The 22,832-nt window shown below is 73.2% G+C and carries 22 protein-coding genes; 9 read left to right on the forward strand and 13 right to left on the reverse strand.

What is annotated here, in order from left to right; translation table 11 throughout:
- Nucleotides 1-81 precede the first annotated feature (81 nt).
- The 3 genes from OG823_RS24685 to OG823_RS24695 all read right to left on the reverse strand — a co-directional run bounded on the left by OG823_RS24685 (nt 82) and on the right by OG823_RS24695 (nt 1,807).
- Nucleotides 82-339 carry a Prokaryotic metallothionein gene (locus OG823_RS24685; RefSeq protein WP_371481923.1) on the reverse strand — a complete coding sequence of 86 codons (258 nt, stop codon included), beginning with the start codon at nt 337-339 and terminating at the stop codon, nt 82-84.
- 173 nt (nt 340-512) lie between these two features.
- Nucleotides 513-908, reverse strand: a complete 396-nt coding sequence (locus OG823_RS24690; protein ID WP_371481925.1) for an ACT domain-containing protein — start codon at nt 906-908, stop codon at nt 513-515.
- 215 nt (nt 909-1,123) lie between these two features.
- Nucleotides 1,124-1,807: a hypothetical protein gene (locus OG823_RS24695; RefSeq protein WP_371481927.1), complete on the reverse strand. Its 684-nt coding sequence runs from the start codon at nt 1,805-1,807 to the stop codon at nt 1,124-1,126.
- Between the two features lie 401 nt (nt 1,808-2,208).
- Here OG823_RS24695 and OG823_RS24700 point away from each other — a divergent pair, with 401 nt between their 5' ends.
- A complete protein-coding gene (locus OG823_RS24700) occupies nt 2,209-2,913 on the forward strand; it encodes a PadR family transcriptional regulator (RefSeq protein WP_371484641.1) in 705 nt (234 codons plus the stop codon).
- Between the two features lie 45 nt (nt 2,914-2,958).
- Here the strand turns inward: OG823_RS24700 and OG823_RS24705 are convergent, their stop codons facing one another.
- Together OG823_RS24705 and OG823_RS24710 are read right to left on the reverse strand one after the other, a co-directional pair.
- Nucleotides 2,959-3,183, reverse strand: coding sequence for a hypothetical protein (locus tag OG823_RS24705; protein WP_371481929.1), 225 nt, complete (start codon nt 3,181-3,183; stop codon nt 2,959-2,961).
- Nucleotides 3,184-3,245: 62 nt separating this feature from the next.
- Nucleotides 3,246-3,500 (reverse strand): hypothetical protein, encoded by a 255-nt coding sequence (locus OG823_RS24710; protein ID WP_371481931.1) that lies wholly within the window; start codon nt 3,498-3,500, stop codon nt 3,246-3,248.
- Nucleotides 3,501-4,032: 532 nt separating this feature from the next.
- Here OG823_RS24710 and OG823_RS24715 point away from each other — a divergent pair.
- On the forward strand, nt 4,033-4,734 hold the full coding sequence (locus OG823_RS24715) for a bifunctional DNA primase/polymerase (RefSeq protein WP_371481932.1): 702 nt from the start codon (nt 4,033-4,035) through the stop codon (nt 4,732-4,734).
- Nucleotides 4,735-4,910: 176 nt separating this feature from the next.
- Here the strand turns inward: OG823_RS24715 and map are convergent, their stop codons facing one another.
- Nucleotides 4,911-5,756: a type I methionyl aminopeptidase gene (map, locus tag OG823_RS24720; protein ID WP_371481934.1), complete on the reverse strand. Its 846-nt coding sequence runs from the start codon at nt 5,754-5,756 to the stop codon at nt 4,911-4,913.
- A 103-nt stretch (nt 5,757-5,859) separates the two neighbouring features.
- On the opposite strand from map, the gene OG823_RS24725 reads away from it, so the two are divergent.
- On the forward strand, nt 5,860-6,084 hold the full coding sequence (locus OG823_RS24725) for a hypothetical protein (protein ID WP_371481936.1): 225 nt from the start codon (nt 5,860-5,862) through the stop codon (nt 6,082-6,084).
- A 55-nt stretch (nt 6,085-6,139) separates the two neighbouring features.
- Here OG823_RS24725 and OG823_RS24730 read toward each other — a convergent pair whose 3' ends face one another.
- On the reverse strand, nt 6,140-7,486 hold the full coding sequence (locus OG823_RS24730; protein WP_371481938.1) for an MFS transporter: 1,347 nt from the start codon (nt 7,484-7,486) through the stop codon (nt 6,140-6,142).
- Nucleotides 7,487-7,598: 112 nt separating this feature from the next.
- Entirely contained in the window at nt 7,599-8,192 is a 594-nt protein-coding gene (locus tag OG823_RS24735) for a hypothetical protein (RefSeq protein ID WP_371481940.1), read from the reverse strand.
- Nucleotides 8,193-8,239: 47 nt separating this feature from the next.
- Between OG823_RS24735 and npdG the strand changes: the two genes are divergently transcribed.
- Both npdG and OG823_RS24745 read left to right on the forward strand, forming a co-directional pair.
- The gene (npdG, locus tag OG823_RS24740; protein WP_371481942.1) at nt 8,240-8,932 is read left to right on the forward strand and encodes an NADPH-dependent F420 reductase; all 693 of its coding nucleotides are present in this window, start codon (nt 8,240-8,242) and stop codon (nt 8,930-8,932) included.
- Nucleotides 8,933-9,043: 111 nt separating this feature from the next.
- Nucleotides 9,044-9,235 (forward strand): hypothetical protein, encoded by a 192-nt coding sequence (locus OG823_RS24745; RefSeq protein ID WP_371481943.1) that lies wholly within the window; start codon nt 9,044-9,046, stop codon nt 9,233-9,235.
- Here the strand turns inward: OG823_RS24745 and OG823_RS24750 are convergent.
- The gene (locus tag OG823_RS24750) at nt 9,229-10,047 is read right to left on the reverse strand and encodes a site-2 protease family protein (protein WP_371481945.1); all 819 of its coding nucleotides are present in this window, start codon (nt 10,045-10,047) and stop codon (nt 9,229-9,231) included. The genes OG823_RS24745 and OG823_RS24750 overlap by 7 nt on opposite strands.
- Nucleotides 10,048-10,297: 250 nt before the next feature.
- Here OG823_RS24750 and OG823_RS24755 point away from each other — a divergent pair, with 250 nt between their 5' ends.
- The gene (locus OG823_RS24755; RefSeq protein WP_371481947.1) at nt 10,298-13,729 is read left to right on the forward strand and encodes a BTAD domain-containing putative transcriptional regulator; all 3,432 of its coding nucleotides are present in this window, start codon (nt 10,298-10,300) and stop codon (nt 13,727-13,729) included.
- A gap of 76 nt (nt 13,730-13,805) precedes the next feature.
- Here the strand turns inward: OG823_RS24755 and OG823_RS24760 are convergent, their stop codons facing one another.
- From OG823_RS24760 to panB, 3 genes are all read right to left on the reverse strand, one after another.
- Nucleotides 13,806-14,624 carry an ABC transporter permease gene (locus tag OG823_RS24760; protein WP_371481949.1) on the reverse strand — a complete coding sequence of 273 codons (819 nt, stop codon included), beginning with the start codon at nt 14,622-14,624 and terminating at the stop codon, nt 13,806-13,808.
- The gene (locus OG823_RS24765) at nt 14,621-15,658 is read right to left on the reverse strand and encodes an ATP-binding cassette domain-containing protein (RefSeq protein WP_371481950.1); all 1,038 of its coding nucleotides are present in this window, start codon (nt 15,656-15,658) and stop codon (nt 14,621-14,623) included. The genes OG823_RS24760 and OG823_RS24765 overlap by 4 nt, the downstream gene beginning before the upstream one ends.
- Before the next feature lie 308 nt (nt 15,659-15,966).
- Entirely contained in the window at nt 15,967-16,836 is an 870-nt protein-coding gene (gene panB / locus OG823_RS24770; RefSeq protein ID WP_371481951.1) for a 3-methyl-2-oxobutanoate hydroxymethyltransferase, read from the reverse strand.
- Nucleotides 16,837-17,131: 295 nt separating this feature from the next.
- Between panB and OG823_RS24775 the strand changes: the two genes are divergently transcribed.
- The 3 genes from OG823_RS24775 to OG823_RS24785 all read left to right on the forward strand — a co-directional run bounded on the left by OG823_RS24775 (nt 17,132) and on the right by OG823_RS24785 (nt 20,935).
- A complete protein-coding gene (locus OG823_RS24775) occupies nt 17,132-18,757 on the forward strand; it encodes an MFS transporter (protein WP_371481952.1) in 1,626 nt (541 codons plus the stop codon).
- Nucleotides 18,758-18,880: 123 nt separating this feature from the next.
- Nucleotides 18,881-19,555: a TetR/AcrR family transcriptional regulator gene (locus OG823_RS24780; protein WP_371481953.1), complete on the forward strand. Its 675-nt coding sequence runs from the start codon at nt 18,881-18,883 to the stop codon at nt 19,553-19,555.
- Nucleotides 19,556-19,888: 333 nt separating this feature from the next.
- Nucleotides 19,889-20,935: an endonuclease/exonuclease/phosphatase family protein gene (locus tag OG823_RS24785; RefSeq protein ID WP_371481954.1), complete on the forward strand. Its 1,047-nt coding sequence runs from the start codon at nt 19,889-19,891 to the stop codon at nt 20,933-20,935.
- Between the two features lie 22 nt (nt 20,936-20,957).
- On the opposite strand, the gene OG823_RS24790 is transcribed toward OG823_RS24785, so the two are convergent.
- Entirely contained in the window at nt 20,958-22,712 is a 1,755-nt protein-coding gene (locus tag OG823_RS24790) for an NAD+ synthase (protein WP_371481956.1), read from the reverse strand.
- Nucleotides 22,713-22,832: the final 120 nt, after the last annotated feature.

The following is a 22,832-nucleotide window of genomic DNA, read 5'->3' on the forward strand; positions in this document are numbered from 1 at the left end:
CGTCGGCGCGGGCGGCCCCACCACGCGGGCAAACCCGTCGGTGGCGGGACCGCCCGCGTGCCCGGATGCCGCCGGGCGGGCTCAGGCGGGGTGGGAGCCGACGGCGTCGCGGATCTGCTCGCCGAGCCCGCCGTTGACCCGGGCGCAGTTGGCGCAGCAGAAGAACCGTCCGGAAACCTCCACGCCGTGCCCGATGATCCGGACCTCGCACTGCTCGCACCGTGGCGCGAGCTTCTGCATCGCGCACTCGAAGCTGTCGAAGGTGTAGGTGTCGCCGGTGATCGTCTTCACCTCGAAGGCCAGCCAGTAGTCGTTCCTGCACACGTCGCAGACCGCCATCGGGTCCGTCTCCCTTCCTGTGGGGGCTGACCGGCCGGTACGGCGCTCAGCGTTCCCAGTCTCGGAGCGGTCCGCGGGCACGGCCATCGGCGCTCAGCCGTCCGGGGAAACCTGCGGGGCGGTGGTCGGGCAGGGGGCGGTGCGGTGGACGGAACGGCGCGCGGCGGGACGGGTCAGTGTCCGGCCGCCAGTTCCTCCAGGGCCCGCACCGCCCGGTCGGCGTCGTCGGCCGTGACGAACAGGTGGTCGTGATGGAAGCCCGCCACCACGTTGCAGCTGATGCCCGCCTGCGCCAGGCATTCCGCCACGGCGGCGGTGAGGCCGACGGCCTCCAGCGCGGAGTGGATCTGCAGGGTGATCCAGGCGGCCACGTACTCGTAGCGCAGGCCGAGCGAGTCGGCCTCCTCCTGCGGCACCACCACCGTGACGCCCTCCGGCTCGGTGACCGTCACCACCGGGCGCATCCCGGGGGGCACCCTCGCCGGGAGGGTGCAGTAGACGTAGCGGCCCGGGTTGAGCACGGGGCGCATTCCACCGAGCAGTTTCGCGAGATCTCGTTCACCGGCCATGCCGGTCACCGTAGCGGCCGGGCGGGCGCCCGGCGGTGAACGACGTGCGGGGCGGGCGGGCGCGATCCCGGGCCGCCGGCCCGGGCCGCCCGGCCCGAGGGGCGTGTCCTCTGACAATGAAGATGGATTACGTGCCAGCGAAGTTGGACCGACGCTGCTTTGTGACAACGGAGTTGGACCGGTGAGGCTGTCATCAGGCCCCTGAGCCGGAACCGCTACAACGGCGCGCCGTTGACGCCGTCCTTGACGCCTCCACGCAGGCCCCACTCATCCAGCCCGGAGTAGATCATCGCAGTACGGCCCCGTGGAAAGGAGAGAGCCTCGGCCTCCCCTGAATAGATCGCCACCAGGGAGTCGACTCCTCGCCACCAGGTGTCGGTCACGCCCATCACTTCGTGCACCGGCTCGTATCCGTCCAGCACGATGCCGTCGACATCGTCGCCGTTGACCCTGACGATCTTCTTTGCCCACATGGAGGCGTGGTGAGCCAGGGCGAGCGACTCCACCCAGCCCTCGACGGTCGCGTGGAGGGATACCCACTGACCTGCGTGAATGCCGAATTCACCGGACGGCCCGATCATGAATGAGAAAGGGACCGCGGTCCGCTGCATCCCGGCTTCAAACCACCACCCTTCGGAGGCTGAGCCCTCGGGCGAGTCCGCTTCGAGGTACCTGGGTCCGCCGTCGTACTTGGGTGCGGGTGGCAGGACCAAGCCGCCCCATCGCGCTTGGTATGCCGCCATCCGATCGATGGCCGCCGCCGGGATGTCTCGCTCAAGCCACCACTGTCTGTGCTCCTTGACCGACTGGACATCGACCCTGACGCCGTGCGCGCGGACGAACGATCGGGCTCGTTGAGTCAGGCCGTCAGGGACATCGTCGAAGAGGTTGAGATTCACCAGGGTGACGCTACCCAGGAGTCGGAGAGGCGGCGGGTCCGGGGCGCTCTCGGCAAGAGCAGCCACGTCAGCGGATGCACAGCGCTCTGGGTCAAGGGGAAGGACCGGACCCTGGCGGGTCAGGAGCGGCGCTCTTCGAGCTCGACCGAATGAGCCAAGTGGCCATGCCGACTCACTCAAGACACAGCATCAGTCCAACTTCGCTGGCCCAAACCACTCAGCGGTCCATCTTGGATGGCACGACTAGCCATCAGTCCAACTTCAGTGGCACGTCGTCCATCTTCGTTGTCACGGGTCAGCAGGACAGTCGGAAGTCGTTGACGAGCGACAGTCAGCGATATATCGTCGAGGTATCGAGACAGTTACTTCGAGACTGTCCGCAAGGAGAGGTGGTGGGTGCGATGCGCCCCGGAAACCCGTACAGGAAGCAAGAGGAAGGCGGACGCGGCGGAGGCCGTCGTGGCCGTGGCCCGGAGTTCGGTGACATCCCCGGTGAGGGGTTCGAGGGGCGGCGCGCCTTCGGGGCGTTCGGACCGCCCTTCGGTGGAGGCGGGCCCGGCGGACCGGGCTTTCCCGGCCGACCGCCCGGCGGCCCGTTCGGTGGCCCGTTCGGCCACGGGCACGGCGGCCGGGGCCACGGCGGCCCGCGTGGCCGGCGTGGTGGGCGGGCCCGGCGTGGGGACGTGCGTGCCTCGCTGCTGGCGCTGCTCAAGGAACGGCCGATGCACGGCTACGAGATGATCGCCGAGATCGGCGAGCGCACCGGCGGGGCGTGGCGCCCCAGCCCCGGTTCGATCTACCCGACGCTCCAGTTGCTGGAGGAGGAGGGGCTGATCACGGCGCAGGAGGTGGCCGGCAAGCGGCTGGTCTCGCTCACCGAGGCGGGGCGGGCCCTGGCCGAGGCCGGCGCCGACGAGCCCTGGGCCGAGGCCGGCCGCGAGGTCGACTGGGAGGCCGTCCAGGAGGTCGGGCAGGCGCTCGGCGCGGTGGACGCCGCGATCCGGCAGGTGATGACCACCGGGACCCCGGAGCAGCGCACCAAGGGTCTGGCCGTCCTCACCGAGGCCCGGAAGAAGCTCTATCTGATCCTCGCCGAGGATGCCTGACCGGCACGGGGGCCGAGGCGGGGGCGGACGGGGCGGTGCGGCTGCTCAGGCGCGTACGGCGAACAGCGCCGCGCAGACGAGCAGCAGCACCGCCCAGCCGAACCAGAGCACGCCGTTCGTCCCGATCGTCACGCTGTAGAGGCTGATCAGCACCAGCAGGCCACCGGCCAGGAACGCCGTCCGCCTGCCGTGGCGTGCCCCGTGTGCCGGGCCGTCGCCCGCCGCCCTATGCGCTCCCGAGCCCTCCGGGTGCCGCTTCGCCTGTGCCATGGCCGTCCTCCGTACCTCGCGGGCGGGCTCGGCCGCCCCTGCCGCCGGATCCGGCGGCAGCGTCAGCCGGGCACTCGGCCCGACTCCTCCTCGGGCGCGCGGCCCGACGCCGCACGGTCGAACTCGTAGCGCCAGTACCAGCGGGCGCCCCGCTGTTCCTTGGCGCGGGTGTACACCAGCGTCTCGGCCGGGGTGTTCCCGACGGCCGGGACCGGCACCCGGTAGATCTTGGGCACGCCGTTGAAGGGGCCCAACGGGATCGGCAGGATCCGGCCGTCCAGTGGCCCGCCGACGAATTCGGTCTCCGCGCTTCTCACTCCACCAGCCTCTCACCTCGCGGGCCCGCCGCGAAGCGGGTGCCGGAGCCGCCTCGACGCTGCCGGGCGCGGTGGCCTGGTGCGGTGGTCCCGGCGCGGTGGTACCCCGTGCGGGCGGCAGTGGCGGTCGCGGCGCCGGTGGCGGTCGGGGCGCGGCCGACCCGCCCGCGGTGTGCGTCACGTGTGGTTGACGAAGCTCGTGGGTGTGACCGGAGAAGCACCGCCCCCGGTCATTCACAGGTCCCCCGCAGCACTATCCTGCTCAGTACGCCCTCGGGTATCGCCCGGGTCAGCGGGCCCGTACGGGCCGGGTCGGGCACGCGTCCGCGTGCTCGTCCGCCGAGCCGCAACTCTCGCACCCCGTACCGTGACCCGGAGCGTCGACCGTCCGGCGACCCCGGCTCCGGCCGGCCGGCGGAGACGGCAGACCGTGCGCCACCGGGAAGCAGCCGGGCCTCGCGGGTGTTGCCTCGGATGTGTTGCATCGAATGCTGTGTCACACCAGGCACAGCAGCGGTACGGAAGGGGCCCGATGGAAGCCGGCAGTAGGTGGACCACCTGGTGGCAGAAGCGCGAACGTCAGCGGGACCGTACGGTTCCGTCGGACAGCCCCGCCGCCCGACTGGATCAGCTGCTCGGCGCCCAGCGCGCCGGTTTCCCGCTCGCACCCGCCGCGCACCCGGCCGGGTACCGATGTTCCTGCGACCGGGTCGGCTGTCCGGCCCCCGCGCAGCACCCGGTCTCCTTCGCCTGGCAGACGCAGGCGACGACCGACCCCGAGCAGCTCGCCCACTGGCTCTCCCGTGACCCGCAGGCGAACTTCATCACCGCCACGGGCCGCGCGCACGACGTTCTGGACGTCCCCGCCGAGGCCGGTGTGCTGGCCCTCGCCAGGCTCATGGAGCTCGGCGTCGATGGGCCGGTCGCGGCCGTCGGCGCCGACCGCTACCTCTTCTTCACCGCCACCCGCGGCACCCCGATCGACGAGGACGAGTGGTGGCCCAGCGTCCTGGACTCCACGCCCGACACCATGTCCGAGCACCCCGGCCTGCGCTGGCACTGCCGCGGCTCCTACACCCTGCTCCCGCCGGCCGCCCTGCCGGACGGCTCGGAGGTGCGCTGGCTGCGCGGCCCCGAGCAGCCCCTGCCGGACGCCCTGCGGGTGCTCGACGTGCTCACGGACGCCTGCACCGAAGTCGGCGCCGTGGCCGAGGAGCAGTGGCTGATCGGCTGACCGGCTGACCTGCCGGGCACCCGGAAGCACGGGCACCCGGATGCACCGGGCACCCGGAAGCACGGGCACCCGGACGCACCGGGCACCGAGCGGTGCCCTCGGCGGGGGACCGCACGCATGCCACTGCCCGGCGCACCCCTCGGGGGGGCGCCGGGCAGTGGCATGCGTGCGCGCCGTCAGGGGAGGGTCAGCACCTCGGCGCCGTCGGCCGTCACGACCAGGGTGTGCTCGAACTGCGCCGTGCGCTTGCGGTCCTTGGTGACGACGGTCCAGCCGTCCTCCCAGATCTCGTAGTCGTACGTCCCGAGGGTGAGCATCGGCTCGATGGTGAAGGTCATCCCCGGCTTGATCACCTCGGTGGCCCGCTCGCTGTCGTAGTGCGGGACGATCAGGCCGGAGTGGAACGACGTGTTGATGCCGTGCCCGGTGAAGTCCCGGACCACGCCGTAGTCGAAGCGCTTGGCGTACGACTCGATGACCCGCCCGATCACGTTGATCTGACGGCCGGGCCTGACGGCCTTGATCGCCCGGTTCAGCGACTCACGGGTGCGCTCGACCAGCAGCCGGGACTCCTCGTCCACGTCACCGCAGAGGTAGGTGGCGTTGAGGTCGCCGTGCACACCGTGGATGAACGCGGTGGCGTCGATGTTGACGATGTCCCCGTCCTGAAGGACGGTCGAGTCCGGGATGCCGTGGCAGATGACCTCGTTGACCGAGGTGCAGATCGACTTCGGGAACCCCCGGTAGCCGAGGTCCGACGGGTACGCGTCGTGGTCGCACATGTACTCGTGCGCGACGGCGTCCAGCGCGTCGGTGGTGACACCCGGGGAGATCAGCTTCGCGGCCTCCTCCATCGCCTGCGCGGCGATCCGGCTCGCGATCCGCATCTTCTCGATCGTCTCGGTGCTCTGCACCTCGGGCCCGGTGTACGGCGCCGGCCCCGGCCGGCCGACGTACTCGGGACGGGCGATGTGCGCCGGAACCTTGCGGGTGGGTGACTGGATACCGGGTACGAGAGCCATGGCGGCGAGTCTATCCGCCGGGCCGGGCCGCCCCCCGTCGTGTGTGCGGGGGAGTGGCCGGGAATGATCGACACGATGTCCGGACGACCAGGAGAGGCCCGCGATGGCTCTGGGATTCAACCGCAGACCGACCGGCAAGCCCGGTGAGTGGTTCTACTGTCTCAAGCACGGCAAGGTCGAGGAGGGGCCGGACTGCCCCGCCAAGGACCGGCTCGGGCCGTACGCCTCCCGGGAGGAGGCCGGCCACGCGCTGGAGATCGCGGACGAGCGCAATCGCGAGTGGCGCGGCGACCCGGCCTGGAAGGACGAGGACCCGCAGCGCTCCTGACCGGGCCGTGGCCCGGTCGGCCGCCGACGCGCGAGCGGCGGTGCGGCGGCGGCGCTCAGCCCACCGGCTCCGGGGCCGGCTTCGGCCGCCGCTCACGCGCGTCCCGTACGGCCGCGGTGTGCGGGTCCGTCCGGGCGTCGTAGGCGAGCAGCTCGGGCAGGGCCGCCGCCAGCGCGACCACACCGACCACGCAGGCCAGTCCGCCCGCCCAGATCGAGCCGCGGACCCCGACCAGCCCGGCCATCGCGCCCACCCTGACCTGGCCCAGCTGGGGGCCGACCGAGTAACTGAGCAGCTCCACCCCGGCGAGGCGCCCGCGCAGCCCGTCCGGGATGGACTGGTTCCACATCGTGGAGCGCCCGAGGCCGCTGACGTTGTCGGCGCCGCCCGCGACGGCGAGCAGGAGCAGTACCGGCCAGATGTTCCCGACCAGGCCCGCCCCGGCCATCGCGGCGCCCCAGCCGAGGGCGGCGAGCACCACCATCCGTCCGTGCCGGTGCACCCGGGAGGTCCAGCCGCTGGTCGCCGAGACCGCCAGCGAGCCGACCGCGGACGCCCCGTACATCAGGCCCAGGGCCCAGTGCGCGTGCAGGTCGTCGGCGAGGAAGGGGAAGATCGCGTTGGGGAAGGCGAACAGCATCGCGCAGATGTCCACCACGTACGTGCCGAGCAGTTCGGGACGGCTGCGGGCGTAGCGCAGCCCGGCGGCGATGCCGGCCAGCGAGGGCTTCTCGGCGCCGGTCGGCGGCGGTACCGCCCGCATTCGGGCGAGCAGCAGCAGGGAGACGGCGAAGGTCAGCACGTCGAGCGCGTACGCGGTCTGCACGCCGGCGAAGGCCACGATCAGTCCGGCCAGGGCCGGGCCGAGGATCGAGCCGGCGCTGCGGTAGAGCGAGTTGAGCGCGAACGCGGCGGTCATCTGGTCGTGTTCGACGATCCGCGGGGTGAGGGTGTCCAGGGCCGGGCGCTGCAGGCCGTCCAGCGCCGCGACCAGGCCCGTGACCAGGTATATCGGCCAGAGCACCGGCGTCGGCAGCAGGGCGTTGAGCAGCAGCAGCGCGGAGAGCAGGCCGAGTCCGGCCTCCGAGGCGAGCACCAGCTTGCGACGGTCCAGCGCGTCGGCGAGCGCGCCGCCCCAGAGACCGAAGGCGATCAGCGGGAGCAGCTCGACCGCGCCGATCAGGCCGACCGCGAGGTAGGAGCCGGTGAGCTCCTTGATCTGCATCGGCACGGCGACGTAGGTCAGGAAGCTGCCGAAGGTGGTGACGCACCCGGCGCTCCACAGCAGCCGGAAGTCCCGGGAGGAGCGCCACGGTGCGAGGTCGGGGCGCAGGCCCCGGAGCAGCGAGCGCAGCCGTCCGCCGGTGGCGGTCCGGCCGGGATGAGGGGGATCGTCGTTCACGGAAGCGAATCCTCCGTCGTCGGCTCCTGCGCACGCAACGCAATTTCCGCCGGGCCGCCGCTGACCGGGGTGCGGCGGGGCCCGGCTCAGCTGCGCGCCGCCGGGCCGCCGCTCACCAGCGCGCGACCGGCGCCGCCGTGAGCCGTCGGAGGAGCCGGGCCACCGGGGCGGCCCCGCCCCGGCGTGCCGGGGCCGCCCCCGCCGCCGCGCTGACCAGGTGCTGGACCAGCTCGAAGGGCTCGTCCTCGGCGCCCGGCACGGTCAGCGACTCGTGCGCCAGGCCGGCCAGCTCGCGGTCGCCGGTGTCCAGCGCGAGGACGGTGGCGCCGCCCCGGCGGGCGTCACACAGCCGCTCCAGCAGCGGCGTGCCCGCCTCGGCGGGCGCCACCACCAGGACCGTCGCCCCGCGCCGGGCCGCCGCGAGCCGCCGAAGGCCCTGGGCCAGGTGGGCGGGGGCGCCCTCCGGCACCCGGTGGCGCAGCAGGGTGGGCGCCAACCGGGGGACGTCCGACCAGGCGGCCTCGTCCTCCAGATGGGCGGCCAGGTGCCAGGGCTCGTACCGGGCGGTGCCGACCAGCAGCAGTCCGCCGGCCGTGCGCCGCCGGGTGACCGAGCGGCGCAGCGCGCCGGCGAAGGACCGGGTCCGTTCGATCCAGCCGGTTCCGGCAAGCGACTCGCTCAGTGCTGAAACTCTCACCGCGTCCATGCCGCCAAGGATGTCCCGGGGGTCGTGCCTTTGGCAGGATCATCGGCATGACTTCCCTCGATTCAGCGACGAACCCCGCCCACGACCTGCCCGACGTCTCCGGTCTCGTCGTGGGTGTCCTGGGCGGCACCGGCGACCAGGGCCGGGGGCTGGCCTACCGGCTGGCCAAGGCCGGCCAGCAGGTGATCATCGGCTCCCGTACGGCCGAGCGCGCCGCGGCCGCGGCGGCCGAGCTCGGCCTCGGCGTACGCGGCGCGGACAACGCGACCACCGCCCGCGAGAGCGACGTGGTGATCGTCGCGGTGCCGTGGGACGGGCACGCGGCCACCCTGGCGGCGCTGCGCGAGGAGCTGGCCGGGAAGATCGTGGTGGACTGCGTCAACCCGCTCGGCTTCGACAAGCAGGGCGCGTACGCCCTCAAGCCGGAGGAGGGCAGCGCCGCCCAGCAGGCCGCCGCCCTGCTGCCGGACTCCCGGGTCACCGCCGCGTTCCACCACCTCTCGGCGGTTCTGCTGCAGGACGCCTCGATCGCGGAGATCGACACCGACGTGATGGTGCTCGGCGAGGAGCGCGCCGCCACCGACGTCGTACAGGCGCTCGCCGCCCGGATTCCCGGCATGCGCGGCGTCTTCGCCGGCCGGCTGCGCAACGCCCACCAGGTGGAGTCGCTGGTGGCCAACCTGATCTCGGTCAACCGCCGCTACAAGGCGCACGCCGGGCTGCGCGTCACCGACGTGTGACCCGGCGCGGTGGCCGCCGCGCCCGCACGCCGAAGGCCCCCTCGGTCCGGACCGAGGGGGCCTTCGGCGACAATGGGAGCCGACCGCACCCGGCTTTAGGAGCCCCCCGCCATGCCCCGCACCGCCCTCTACGCCTCGATCGTCCTCATCCTCGCGGTGGCCGCCGCGGTGGTGTCCTTCGTGCAGGGAAACTGGCTGGGCGTGGTCTGGGTGCTGCTCGCGGGGGTGGCGAGCAACATCGCCTGGTTCCACATCCGCAAGGAGCGCCTGGCGAAGGCCGCCGAGGCCGCCGGGGCTCAGTGACTCCAGAACCGGAAGAGGTATTCGCCGGTCGCGATGTAGTCGGTGCCCACGCCGAACAGGCCGGTGACGGCGTAGACCGCGTCGAAGAAGAACCGGTTCACCTGCGGCTGCCAGAGCAGGGCGAAGACCGCCAGCATCCCGTACGGGGCGAACGGCTCGACCGCCCGTTTGGCCCCCGGTGACAGCCAGGGCTCGACGATCCCGTAGCCGTCGAGCCCGGGCACCGGCAGCAGGTTCAGCAGCGCCGCGCTGACCTGGAACATCGCCAGGTACGCCAGCGCGCCGGACATCGCCGAGTGCAGCATCGGCGGGCCGTCCTGGTAGGCGTGGCTCTGCTGCGCCTCGAACCAGCCGGCCCCCACGACCGTCAGCAGGACGGCCGCGAACACCACGTTCACCAGCGGGCCGGCCGCCGAGATCAGGCTGTGCCTGAGCCGGCCCCGGATGCGGTGGCGCTCGATGTACACCGCTCCGCCGGGCAGGCCGATGCCGCCCATGATCACGAAGACCACCGGCAGCACGAAGCTGAACAGCACGTTGGTGTACTTCAGCGGGTTGAGGGTGAGATACCCCTTCGCGCCGATCGTGGTGTCCCCGCCGTGCAGCGCGGTGCGGGCGTGCCCGTACTCGTGCAGGCAGAGCGAGACCATCCAGCCCGAGATCACGAACAGGAAGACGCCGACGCCGGGGTCGCCGCCGTAGCCCGACCAGACGGCCCAGCCGGAGGTGCCCAGCACGGCCAGCAGCACCCAGAACACCGGGCTGATCCGGCGGTCCTCGCTGCGCGCGCGCCGCGTTTCGGCGAAGGTCATGATGCGTTGGCTCCGGAGGGTTGGAGGGGCGGGTGAACCCGGCCCGGCGGCCGGGAGGACCGGGTGGCGGGCCGGAGGCCGATCATGCCCGGCGGGCCCGGGCGGGACAAGCCGCTCCGGGAGAACGTACCGGACGGTGCCGGGGGTTCCGCGGCTCCCGTCCCGGCGCGGGGCCGGTGGCCGGGCTCCCGGGCCCGCGCAACCGGATATATGTGCGTGCGCACGGCCGGACGTCCACCAGAATGGGTTGGTGCACTACGGCATCCTCGGTACCACCACGGCCCATCACGACGACGGCACAGCGGTCCCCCTGGGGGGTGCCCGGCTGCGCGCGCTGCTCGCCGCACTGGCGCTGCGGCAGGGCCGCCCGGTGCCCGCCGACCTGCTGGTCGAGGAGGTCTGGGGCGCGGAGCCCCCGCAGGACGCGGCCGCGGCGCTACAGACCCTGGTCGGCCGGCTGCGCCGGACCGTCGGCCGGTCCGAGATCGGCTCCGGCCCCGCCGGGTACTGGCTGACCGACCCCCGGACGGACGCCGCGGACTTCCAGCGCCTCGCCGCGGAGGGCCGCCGGGCGCTGGAGACGGCTGAGCACGCCCGGGCCGCCGAGATCCTGCGCGAGGCGCTCGCCCTCTGGCGCGGGGCCCCGCTCGCCGACCTGCCCGACCGGGCCGGCCCGGCCACCCGGCTGGAGGCCCAGTACGAGCAGGCCCGGCGGGCCCGGATCAGTGCCGACCTCGCCCTCGGCCGGGCCGCCGAGGTGACCGCCGAACTCGCCGGACTCGCCGAGCAGTTCCCGCTGGACGAGCAGGTGCAGTACCTGCTGATCCGCGCGTTGCACGAGGGCGGCCGGGGCTCGGACGCGCTGCGCCAGTACGAGCGGGTGCGGCGGTCGCTGGCGGAGGAGCTGGGCGTCGATCCGGGGGCGCAACTGCGCGCTCTGCACGGCGAGTTGTTGAACCCTGCTGCTGCCCCGCCCGTCGCCCAGCCCACCGCCCCCGCCCCGCCCGTCGCCCCGCCCACAGCTCCGCCCACCGCTCCGACCGCTGCGGAGCCGGTCGCGGCCCCTTCGGCCGCGTCGCCCGTCCAGCAGTCGGCCCCGCGCGGCAGCAACCTGCGGCCGAGGCTGACCAGCTTCGTCGGCCGGGAGAGCGATCTGAGCGCCCTGCGGTCCGCCCTGACGACCGGCCGGCTGACCACCCTCACCGGGCCGGGCGGCTCCGGCAAGACCCGCCTCTCGGTGGAGGCGGGCCGGGCCGAACTGGGCGCCGGGAGCTGGCCGGACGGGGTCTGGCTGGCCGAACTGGCCCCACTGGAGAGCCCGGAGGCCGTCCCGGGTGCGGTGCTCTCCGCCCTCGGCCTGCGCGAGACCGTGCTGCACACCGGCAGCAAGGTCGTCGAGGTGATCGAGGGGCGCAGCGACGACCCGGTGCGCCGGATCGTCGAACACTGCGGTCCGCGCCGGATGCTGATCGTCCTGGACAACTGCGAACACCTGATCCAGGCCGCCGCCGACCTCGCCGACCGCCTGCTCGCCGAGTGCCCCGGCCTGACCGTGCTGGCCACCAGCCGGGAGCCGCTCGGCGTGCCCGGGGAGAGCGTCCTGCCGGTGGAGCCGCTGCCCGATCCGGTCGCGCTGCGCCTGCTGGCCGAGCGCGCCGAGGCCGCCCGTCCCGGCTTCGACCCCGCCACCGACCCGGCCGCCTGCGCCGAGATCTGCCGCCGACTCGACGGCCTGCCGCTCGCCATCGAACTCGCCGCCGCCCGACTGAGGGTCATGACGCCCCGTCAGATCGCCGACCGGCTGGACGGACGCTTCGCCCTGCTCACCGCCGGCAGCCGCACCCTGCTGCCCCGCCAGCAGACCCTGCGTGCCGTGGTCGACTGGAGCTGGGAGCTGCTGGACAAGCGCGAGCGCGCCGTGCTGCGCCGCCTGTCGACCTTCGCCGGCGGCTGGACGCTGGAGGACGCCGAGGCGGTCTGCTCCGACGACGCCGGGGTGCCCCGCGAGGAGGTCGCCGACCTGATCCTCTCGCTGGTCGACAAGTCCCTGGTGGTGGCGGGCCTGGACGCGGGCGGCCCGCCCCGCTACTGGATGCTGGAGACCATCCACGAGTACGCGGCGGAGCGTCTGGCCGAGACCCCCGACGACGACGTTCAGCTGCGGCACCTGCGGCACTTCCGGGAGCTGGTCCGGTGCGCCGAGCTCGACATCCACGGCCCGCAGCAACTGCGCCTGCTCGGCGTGCTGGAGCGGGAGCAGGACAACATCCGCACCGCCATGCGCCGGGCGGTCGACCTCCGCCTGGAGGACGAGGCGCTGGTGCTGGTACTGGGGATGAGCTGGTACTGGACCCTGCGCGCCTACGGCGCCGAGGCCCGGGGCTGGTACGACGCCGTCGCCGCCCTGAGCCCGGATCCGTTCGCCGTGGGCGCTCCCCGGCCGGAGCCGCTGACCGTCGACGTCCTCGAGTACGTGCCGCCGCTGCCGGCGGCCGTCCTGGCCGAGAGCCGCCGGCAGTTGAGGCTGTTCCAGCTGATGAGCCTCTTCGAGGGCAACATGGAGGTGCTGGACGACCCGGAGGCCGGCGAGCTGGCCCAGCGGATCCTGGACGTCTACACGCCGGACCTGCCGCAGTCGTACCGGTTCCCGGCCCTGATGCGGGTGTTCGCGTCGTTCCTGGCCGGGCGGCTGGACCACATGCGGGAGCTGCTCGACGAGGCGGTGGAGGGCTGCCGGGTGCACGGCCGGGCCACCGACCTCGCGTTCGTCCTGCAGATCCGCGCCAAGATGCGCAACGACTGGCCGGAGGGCGCGGAGCTGGGGATCCTGGACGGCGAGGAGTCCCTGGAGCTGTTCACCCGGGTGGGCGACCGCTGGGGGATGTCCCAGTCGCTCGCGGCGCGCGGGGAGTCCCTGGCGAACCAGGGCCGGTCCGAGGAGGCGGCCGCCGCGTACCGCGAGGCGATCGTGCTGGCCGAGGAGCTGGGCGCCCCGCAGGAGGTGCCGATGCTCATGGTGCAGCTCGGCAACGCCTTGATGCCGTCCGGTCTGGCCGAGGCCGAGCGGACGATCAGGCAGGCGCTGGATCTCGTCGAGCCCGGCAGCCAGGCGGCCCACGGCGCTTTCCTGTTCGGGCACATGCTGTTGTGCGGGCTGCACGCCGAGCGCGACGAGTACGACCTGGCGATCGCCGAACTCGACCTGCTGGAGGGCTCCCAGAGCCTGTTCGGCTCGCTGCTGCCGGGCATCGTCTCCGCCATGATCGGCTGCAACCGGGGCTGGGTGGTGGCCAGGGCCGGGGATCCGCAGCGCGGTCTGGCCATGCTGCGCGCCGGCTGGCTGGAGCTGCGCGGCGTCCGGGCCCGGGCCGGGGTGTTCGCGGAGCAGATGACGGTGATGCTGGTCCCGGCGGCGGCCGGAGTGCTCCGGGCGATCGCCGAGCAGAGCGGCGAAGACGGCCCCGCCCGGCGGGCCGTCACCCTGCTGGCCGCCCAGGCCGCGCTCGGCGGCCCCGTCTCCGGCGGCCACCTGGAGCAGCTGGAGCGCGATCGCGCCACCCGGCGGCTGCGGGAGATGCTGGGCGACGAGGCGTACGAGGCCGCCCACGCCGTCGGCAGCGGCCTCTCGCTCGGAGAGACCGCCGCCCTGCTGGACGAGCTGGGGGCCCGCCCGCCGTACTGACGGGCGGGCCCGGTGCCCGGTGGTTCCGGTCGGCGCCACCGTGGTGGCCGCCGCCCGCGCCGCGGCGGGCCGGCGCTCAGGTCCGCTTGCGGAACCGGGCCACCGCCAGCGGCGCGAAGATCGCGGTGACGCCGAACGACCAGACGAGGACGATGAGCACCGAGTGCGTCAGCGGGCCGCCGTTGAGCAGGTTCCGGCAGGCGTCGGCGAGTGCCGAGAGCGGGTTGTAGTCGGTGAAGGCCTGCAGCCAGCCCGGCATCGAGTCGGTCGGCGCGAAGATCGAGCTGCCGAACTGCAGGGGCATGATCACCAGCATCGCCACCCCCTGGACGGCCTGCACGCTGCGCAGTGCCATACCGAGCAGCATCGAGATCCACACCATCGACATGCCGAACAGCAGCGAGAGGCCGACGGCGGCCAGCAGTTCCAGCGGGCCGGTCTTCACCTGGAAGCCCAGGATCAGCGCGAACACGATCAGGATGATGAACGAGAGCAGCGCCCGGCAGGTCTCCGCGACGATCTTGGAGAGCAGCACCGCGGAGCGGCCGATCGGCAGCGTCCGGAAGCGGTCCATCACGCCGGTCTGGAAGTCGCTGTTCAGACCGGTGCCGACGGCCATCGCGAGGGTGATCCCGGTCTGACCGAGCAGCCCCGGGATCATGTACTGCTTGTAGGCGTCCTGGCCGCCGGAGATGGCCCCGCCGAAGACGTAGACGAACAGCACGGTGAAGATCACCGGCATCAGCACCGCGTCGAACATCGACTCCGGGTCGGCCTTGATGCGCATCAGGTTGCGGCGGGTCAGCGCGCCGACGTGACGGACGGTCGAGCGCAGCCCGATGCGCTGGTCGGCACCGGTCGGCGCCAGGGCGGGGGTCAGGGTCGCGGCGCTCATCCGACGGGCTCCTTCGCGAGAGTGGGGGCGGTGGCCGGGTCGTCGGCCGGGGCGCCGGCGTGCTTTCCGGTGATGGCGAGGAAGACCTCGTCCAGGCTCGGCATCTTGGTGTCGATCCCGGCGATGCCGAAGCCCCGGGTGCCCAGCACGCCGATGACGGCGGTGAGCTGGTCCTCCTCGGTGATCGGCACCGAGAGCAGGCCGGTGTCGGCGGAGAAGGTGGCGCCGGCGATGCCGCTCTCGGCCAGGCAGCGGGCCATCTCGGGCAGTTCGGCGGGATGCAGCGGGCGTACCTGCAGAGTCCGGCCGCCGACCTGGGCCTTCAGCTCGGCCACCGCGCCGGCGGCGATCACCCGGCCCTTGTCGATGACGGTCAGCTCGTTCGCGAGCTGCTCGGCCTCCTCCATGTACTGCGTGGTGAGCAGGACGGTGGCGCCATCGGCGACCATCCGCTGCACCTCGTCCCAGACCTCGTTGCGGGTGCGCGGGTCCAGGCCGGTGGTGGGCTCGTCGAGGTAGAGCACCTTCGGGTGGCCGATCATGCTGGCCGCGAGGTCGAGCCGGCGGCGCATGCCGCCGGAGTAGGTCCTGGCGGTGCGCTTGGCGGCCTCGGTGAGCGAGAAGCGCTCCAGCAGCTCGCCGGCGCGGGCCTTGGCGTCCTTGCGCGAGAGGTCCAGCAGCCGGCCGATCAGGTAGAGGTTCTCGTAACCGGAGAGCATCTCGTCGACCGAGGCGTACTGCCCGGTGAGGCCGATGGTGCGGCGCAGTTGCTTGGGCTGGCGCAGGACGTCGTAGCCGCCCACGAACGCGGTACCGGCGTCCGGCTTGATCAGCGTGGACAGGACGCGTACCAGGGTGGTCTTGCCGGCGCCGTTCGGGCCGAGGACCCCGAGCACCGTGCCCTGGCGGACGGTCAGGTCGATCCCGTCCAGGGCCTTGGTGGTGCCGTAGTGCTTGACGATGCCGCGGACCTCGACGGCGATGCCCGCGTCGGCGGGTGCCCGGTCGTTCCGGGGAGTAACGATTCGTGTCATGCCCCGAGACTGCCGGGCCGTACTGACAGCCCGCTGTCAGCGATCCGGCGCCGCTGTCAGCCGGCTGTCATACCGCTGTCGAGCCCCGCCGCCTGCCCGGTCGCCTGCCCCGCCCGAGCCCCGCCGCCTGCCCGGTCGCCTGCCTCGTCGCGGCGGCCCCGCCCGAGCCGCGGAGCAGCCCGGGCCGCCGCTCCGGGCGCCGCCCGTACGGCGCGTTTCCGCCCTCGGGCAGCGCACAGGGGCGGGCCCGCGGTCGAAACCGCGGACCCGCCCCTGTGTCGAGTGGCCGGACGGGCCGCCCCGGGCGACTAGCTGAAGCTGTGCTCCGGCGCGGGGAAGGCCCCGGAGCTGACGTCGGCCGCGAACTCGCGGGCGGCCCCGCCGAGGACGGCGCGCAGGTCGGCGTACTGCTTGACGAACTTGGGCACCCGGCCCGCCGTCATGCCGGCCATGTCCGTCCAGACCAGCACCTGGGCGTCGGTGTCCACGCCCGCGCCGATGCCCACGGTCGGGATGGTCAGCTGCTCGGTGGCCTGCGCGGCCAGCTCGGCCGGTACGGCCTCCAGCACGACGGCGAAGGCGCCCGCCTGCTGGACCGCCTTGGCGTCCCGCAGCAGCTGGTGCGCCGCCTCGTCGCCGCGCCCCTGCACGGGGTAGCCGCCGAAGGCGTGCACGGACTGCGGGGTGAGGCCGATGTGGGCCATCACCGGGATCCCGGCCTCCACCAGCAGCTCGATCGAGCGGGCGCTGCGCTCCCCGCCCTCCAGCTTGATCGCGCCGACGCCGGCCTCCTGCATCAGGCGGACCGCGTTGCGCATGGCCTGCGCGGGGGACTCCTGGTAGGAGCCGAACGGCATGTCGGCGACGATCAACGCGCGCTTGGTGCCGCGGACGACGGCTGCGGAGAGCATCACCATCTGGTCCATGGTCACCGGCACGGTGGTCTCGTAGCCGAGGTGACAGTTGCCCGCCGAGTCGCCGACCAGCAGGACCGGGATGCCGGCCTCGTCGAAGACGCCGCCGGTCAGCGCGTCGTAGGCGGTGAGCATCGACCACCTCTCGCCGCGCTGCTTGGCTGCGGCGAGGTCGCGGACGGTGACGCGGCGGTTGGTGACCCCACCGTAGAGGGTGGCGGTGGACGCCTGGGTCGGGGCAGGCGTGGGCGAAGAAGCGTTCATCGAACAGGCTCCTGAAAGGGTCGTGGTCTCGTGGCGCCGTGCGGCGTCCCCGGATCACCTCCATGCTTGCACGCCGCGCGGCGCGCGCAAAGAGGCGTGCGGCACACCGGGTGCGATCCCGGGCACACCGGGCGCGACCGGTCCGGGCGCGGTGGCGGACAGGTGGCGGGCGGCGGAACTTTCCGATACGGGCTCGTCTCGTATCGAAAGTCGCGCTACGCTGCTCCAGGGGGTTGCGAGACGTCATCGTCTCGTAAAGTCCCGCCAGTGTCGTCACGTACGGACGGGAACACCAATGACCACCGCAGCCGCTCCACCCCGGGTACCGGAAGCCATCCACCGCCGCCGCTGGGTGATCCTCGGCACCCTGCTGCTCGCCCTGCTCGTCGTCGTCCTCGACAACTCGATCCTCAACGTGGCGATGAAGACCATCGCCTCGCCCGCGCCGACCGGCCTCGGCGCCACCCAGAGCGATCTCGAATGGGCGATCAACTCCTACACGCTGGTCTTCGCGGGCCTGCTGTTCACCGCGGGCCTGCTGGGCGACCGCTTCGGCCGCAAGAAGTCGCTGCTGGCCGGCATGCTGGTCTTCGGCCTCGGCTCGCTGCTCTCGGCGCTGGCGTCCTCGCCCGGTGAACTGATCGGCTACCGCGCCGTGATGGGCTTCGGCGGGGCGTTCGTGATGCCCGCCACGCTCGCCATCATCATGAACGTCTTCGAGCGTTCCGAGCAGCCGAAGGCGATCGGCATCTGGGCCGGCGCGGTCGGCCTGGCCATCGCGGTCGGCCCGATCACCGGTGGTCTGCTGATCGAGCACTTCTGGTGGGGCTCGGTGTTCCTGGTGAACGTCCCGATCGTGGTCGTGGCGCTGGTCGCCATGGTGCTGATCGTGCCGGACTCCAAGGACCCGAACCCGGGCCGGCTCGACCCGGTGGGTGTGCTGCTGTCGATCGTCGGCCTGGTCGCGCTGATCTACGGCATCATCAAGGGCGGCGAGCTGGCGGACTTCACCGCGCCCGCGGCCTGGGTGCCGCTGCTGATCGGCCTGCTGGCGCTGGTCGCGTTCGTCTGGCACGAGAAGCGCACCGAGCACCCGGCGCTCGACGTCGGCTGGTTCCGCAACAAGGTGTTCAGCGCCTCGGTGACGGTGATCGGCCTGGTCTTCTTCGCGCTCATGGGGGTCTCCTTCTTCGGCGTCTTCTACATGCAGAGCGTGCGCGGCTACAGCCCGCTGATGGCCGGTGTGCTGATGCTGCCGCTGGCCGCCGCCCAGCTGGTCTTCGCGCCGCGCGCCCGGCTGGTCGTGGACCGGATCGGCGTCCGGGCCACCTGCGCCGCCGGCATGGCCCTGATCTCGGTCGCCTTCCTCGGCTACCTGACGCTGGGCACCGGATCGCCGATCTGGGTGCTGGTGCTGATCGCCTTCGTGATGGGCACCGGCATGGCCCACGTGATGCCGCCCGTCACGGTGTCGATCATGAGCTCGCTGCCGCGCGAGAAGGCCGGCGCCGGCTCGGCGCTGAACAACACCTTCCGCCAGGTCGGCGGTTCGCTCGGGGTCGCCGTGCTCGGCGCGGTGCTCTCCACCGTCTACCGCGACGGCATCTCCGACAAGCTCGACCAGCTGCCCGCCGGCCTGCGGGACAAGGCGGGCGAGTCGCTGGAGGCGACCTTCGCCGTCGCCGGAAAGCTCGGCCCCAAGGGCGCCGCGCTGATCGACCCCGCCAAGGACTCCTTCATCCACGCGATGCACGTGGTCGCCGGGCTCTCGGCCGGGGTCACCGCGCTCGGTGTGCTGCTGGCCTGGTTCCTGCTGCCCGCCCGGATCACGGCCGGCCCCGGCCCCGGTACCGCTCCGGCCGGCCGGAGCCGCTCCGAGCAGTCCCCGGCCGCGCTCGAGTCGGAGTCCGCCGAGGTTTGAGCGACCGGGTGGAGAATGGCCCTGTCCCCCGGTTCCGGAGGGACAGGGTCCGCACCCGGGGTGCGGGCCGGGCCGCCGGCCGCGCCGGCGCGCCGGCACGGATCACGAGAAGGAAGAGCGGGAGTGGAGACGGACACCAGGGCAGCGGCGGCAGCGGCGGACCACGCCTGCGCCCACCCCGCCGAGGGCACCTGCGAGGGGCCACGCCGCGGACGTCCGCGCAGTGAGGCGGCCGAGCTGGCCATCTTCTCCGCCGTCGAGCGGCTGATGGAGAGCGGCGCGAGCCTGTCCCAGCTGTCCGTCGAGGGCATCGCCGCGGCCGCCGGGGTCGGCAAGGCCACCATCTACCGTCGCTGGCCCAACAAGGAGGCCCTGCTGGTCGACGTGGTCGCCCGGCTGGAGGCCCCGGAGCCGGAGCTGACCGGCGCCAGCGTCCGGGAGGACCTGGTCCTGATGGTCGACTACATGCGGGTGCGCGGGCTCGCCAAGCGCTCACGCTGGGTGCTCAAGGCGGCCCTGGGCCAGATGAGCAGCTGGCCGGAGCTGCACGCCGCCTACCGGCAGCGGGTGATCCTGCCCCGCCGCGAGCTGCTGCGCTCGGTCGTCCGGCGCGGGATCGCCGAGGGGGAGCTGCGCGCCGATATCGGCGAGGACCTGCTCGCCGAGATCCTGCTCGGCCCGATCCTGGTCCGCACCGTGCTCTGGGACGACTCCGACCTCTCCGACCCCGGGCTCGCCGAGCAGATGGTCGACGCGCTGCTCGTGGGCGTCGCGGCGGACCGCCCGCCGCTGAGCTGAGATCCACCGGTCGCGGCGTCGCCGGGCGCGCCCGGACGACCGGGCGTGCCGGACGGCCGGGTGCGCGGGGCCGTGCGCCCGTCGGCCCGGCGCCGTCGGCCCGTTCACGCCGTCGGCCGTCCGCGCCCGGACCCGCCCTGGTCGGTGCGATGCGAGCGATGCGAGCGGTGCGGGGGACACCCCGACGCGTGGGCCGAATCACGAAACCTGCCGCGCCGGAACCCGGGCGCGGCTCGGCCGCGTCCCACCCGGCATAGGCTGAGCCGGGAAATCCGACACCACGGCATCGGCTCGAACGGGACCGGCAGCACGACGAACCACGAGGGGCCACGCATGGCGCAGGCGGACAGGGCAGCGGCACCGACGGACGGCACGGCGGCGCCCGGCGCCGGTGCGCCGGCCGGTGGCGCGGGCGGCCGCCGGCTGTGGGCGCTGGGGCGGCGCGGCAGCCGCTCCGCCTGGCGGCGTGGCTGGATCGTCGCCGTGCTCGCCGTGCTCACCGCCGCGCTGCTGGCGTTCCACTCCGAGGTCCCCAACGGGCTGGGCAATCTCGGCAGTCTGCTGGAGACCTTCCTGCCCTGGGTGGGTCTGGCCGTCCCGGTGCTGCTGCTGCTCGCGCTCTGGCGGCGCTCGGCCGTCGCCCTGGTGGCGCTGCTGCTGCCGGTCGTGGTCTGGCTCAACCTCTTCGGCGGCCTGCTGACCGACAAGAGCGGCGGCGCGGGCGACTGGACGGTCCTCACCCACAACGTGGCCGCCGCCAACACCGACGTGGCCGGGACGGTCGGGCTGCTGAACGGCTCCGGCGCGCAGATCGTCGCCCTGCAGGAGCTGGCCGGCAAGCAGGTGCCCGCCTACGAGCGGGGGCTGGCCGGGGCGTACCCGTACCACGTGGTGGAGAACACCGTCGGGCTCTGGTCGAAGTTCCCCATCAGCGGGGTCGCCGTGGTGGACATCAAGATGGGCTGGACCAGGGCGTTCCGGGCCCAGGTGACCACCCCCCAGGGCCCGGTCGCGGTGTACGTGGCCCACCTGCCGTCGGTACGGGTGCAGTCCGCGGGCGGCTTCACGGCGGACCGCCGGGACGTCAGCGCGCAGGCCCTGGGCGACGCCGTGCAGGCCGAACCGCTGAAGAAGGTACTGCTGCTCGGGGATCTCAACGGCACGATGAACGACCGCAGCCTCGCCCCGGTGACCTCACAGATGCGTTCCGCCCAGGGCGCGGCGGGTGACGGCTTCGGCTTCAGCTGGCCGGCCGCCCTCCCGATGGCCCGGATCGACCAGATCCTCAGCAAGGGCGGTCTGCGGCCGACCGACTCCCGGGTGCTCGACCGGGACGGCAGCGACCACCGCGCGGTCACCGCCGACTACCGCTACCAGTAGCCGGCGGGCCCGCCCCCGGGGCTCAGCCCCGGCGCCAGCGGTTGGTGATCGGCAGCCGCCGGTCGCGCCCGAAACCCTTGCGGGAGATCTTCGGGCCCGGCGGGTACTGCCGACGCTTGTACTCGGCGGCGTCCACCAGGCGCACCACCCGGTCGACCACGGCTGCCTCGAAGCCGGCCGCGACGATCGCGTCCCGGCCCCGGTCGTCCTCGACATAGGCGTCCAGGACGGTGTCCAGCAGGTCGTAGTCCGGCAGCGAGTCGGTGTCGACCTGGTCGGGGCGCAGCTCCGCGGACGGCGGTTTGGCGATGGTGTTCCCGGGGATCGGCGGCACCTCGCCGCGCTCCTCGGCCACCTCGTTGCGCCAGCGCGCCAGCCGGAAGACCAGCGACTTGTAGACGTCCTTGATCGGCCCGTAGGCGCCCACCGAGTCGCCGTACAGCGTGGAGTAGCCGACCGCCAGCTCGCTCTTGTTGCCCGGCGCGAGGACGAGGTGCCCCTCCTGGTTGGAGATGGCCATCAGCAGGGTGCCGCGCAGCCGGGACTGGAGGTTCTCCTCGGCCAGCCCGGTCAGCTCGGTCGCGTTCGTGTAGGCGTCGAACATCGGGGCGATCGAGACCGTCCGGAAGTGCAGGCCGGTGCGGCGGGCCAGCTCGGCCGCGTCGTCGCGGGAGTGCTGCGAGGAGTACCGGCTGGGCATCGAGACGCAGTGGACGTTGTCGGCGCCCAGGGCGTCCACCGCGATGGCGGCGACCAGCGCCGAGTCGATGCCGCCGGAGAGGCCGATCAGTACCGACCCGAAGCCGTTCTTGCGCACGTAGGCCCGGGTGCCGGAGACCAGCGCGGTGTAGATCTCGGCCTCGTCGGCGACCCGGGGCGCGATCTCGGCGACCAGCGGCTCGGCCGGGGCGGGGCCCGTCTCGCCGCCCAGTTCGGTACGGACCAGGTGCAGGCCGTCGCCGAGCAGCAGCCCGTCCGTGTGGTTGGTCCCAGCGGCCGGCAGGTCGAGGTCGAGGACGACCAGCCGCTCCTCGAACTGCGGGGCGCGGGCCAGCACCTCGCCGTCCGCGCCGACCACGATCGAGTCGCCGTCGAAGACCAGCTCGTCCTGCCCGCCGACCATGTTGACGTAGGCGAGGGCGCAGCCCGCCTCGGCGGCCCGGCGGCGCACCAGCTCCAGGCGTACGTCGTCCTTGTCCCGCTCGTACGGCGAGCCGTTGATGACCAGCAGCAGTCCGGCCCCGGCCTCGCGGGCCGCGCTGACCCGCCCGCCGTCCTGCCAGATGTCCTCGCAGATGGCCAGCGCCACGTCGACGCCGTGCACCCGCAGGACGGCGAGCTGGTCGCCCGGCACGAAGTAGCGGTACTCGTCGAAGACGCCGTAGTTCGGCAGGTGGTGCTTGGCGAACCGGGTGACCACCTCGCCCCGGTGCAGCACGGCGGCGCAGTTCTGCGGGGATCCCGCCGGGCGGCCGAGCTTCGCCGACACGTGCTCGGAGCGGCCGAGGTAGCCGACCAGGACGGGCAGTTCTCCCAGGCCCTCGGCCGCGAGCCGGGCGGCCAGCTCGACCAGCGCGGCCCGGGAGGCCTCCACGAAGGAGCCGCGGAGCGCGAGGTCCTCCACCGGGTACCCGGTGAGGGCCATCTCGGGGAAGGCGACCAGCTGGGCACCGGCCTCGGCGGCCCGCCCGGTCCAGCGCAGCACCTCCTCGGCGTTGCGCGCGAGGTCGCCGACGCAGGGATCGATCTGGCACAGGGCGAGACGGAGATTGGGCATGCCCCGAGTGTAATCGTCTATCTGACGCTATGTCTCGGGCGGGCGGCCCCGGTCGGCAGGGCGACGGCAGCGGACGGCCCCGGGGACGGCTCGGGGACGGCGGCGGACGGCCCCGGGGTG

Source organism: Kitasatospora sp. NBC_00315, from assembly GCF_041435095.1.
In the GTDB taxonomy this organism is placed as follows: Bacteria; Actinomycetota; Actinomycetes; order Streptomycetales; family Streptomycetaceae; genus Kitasatospora.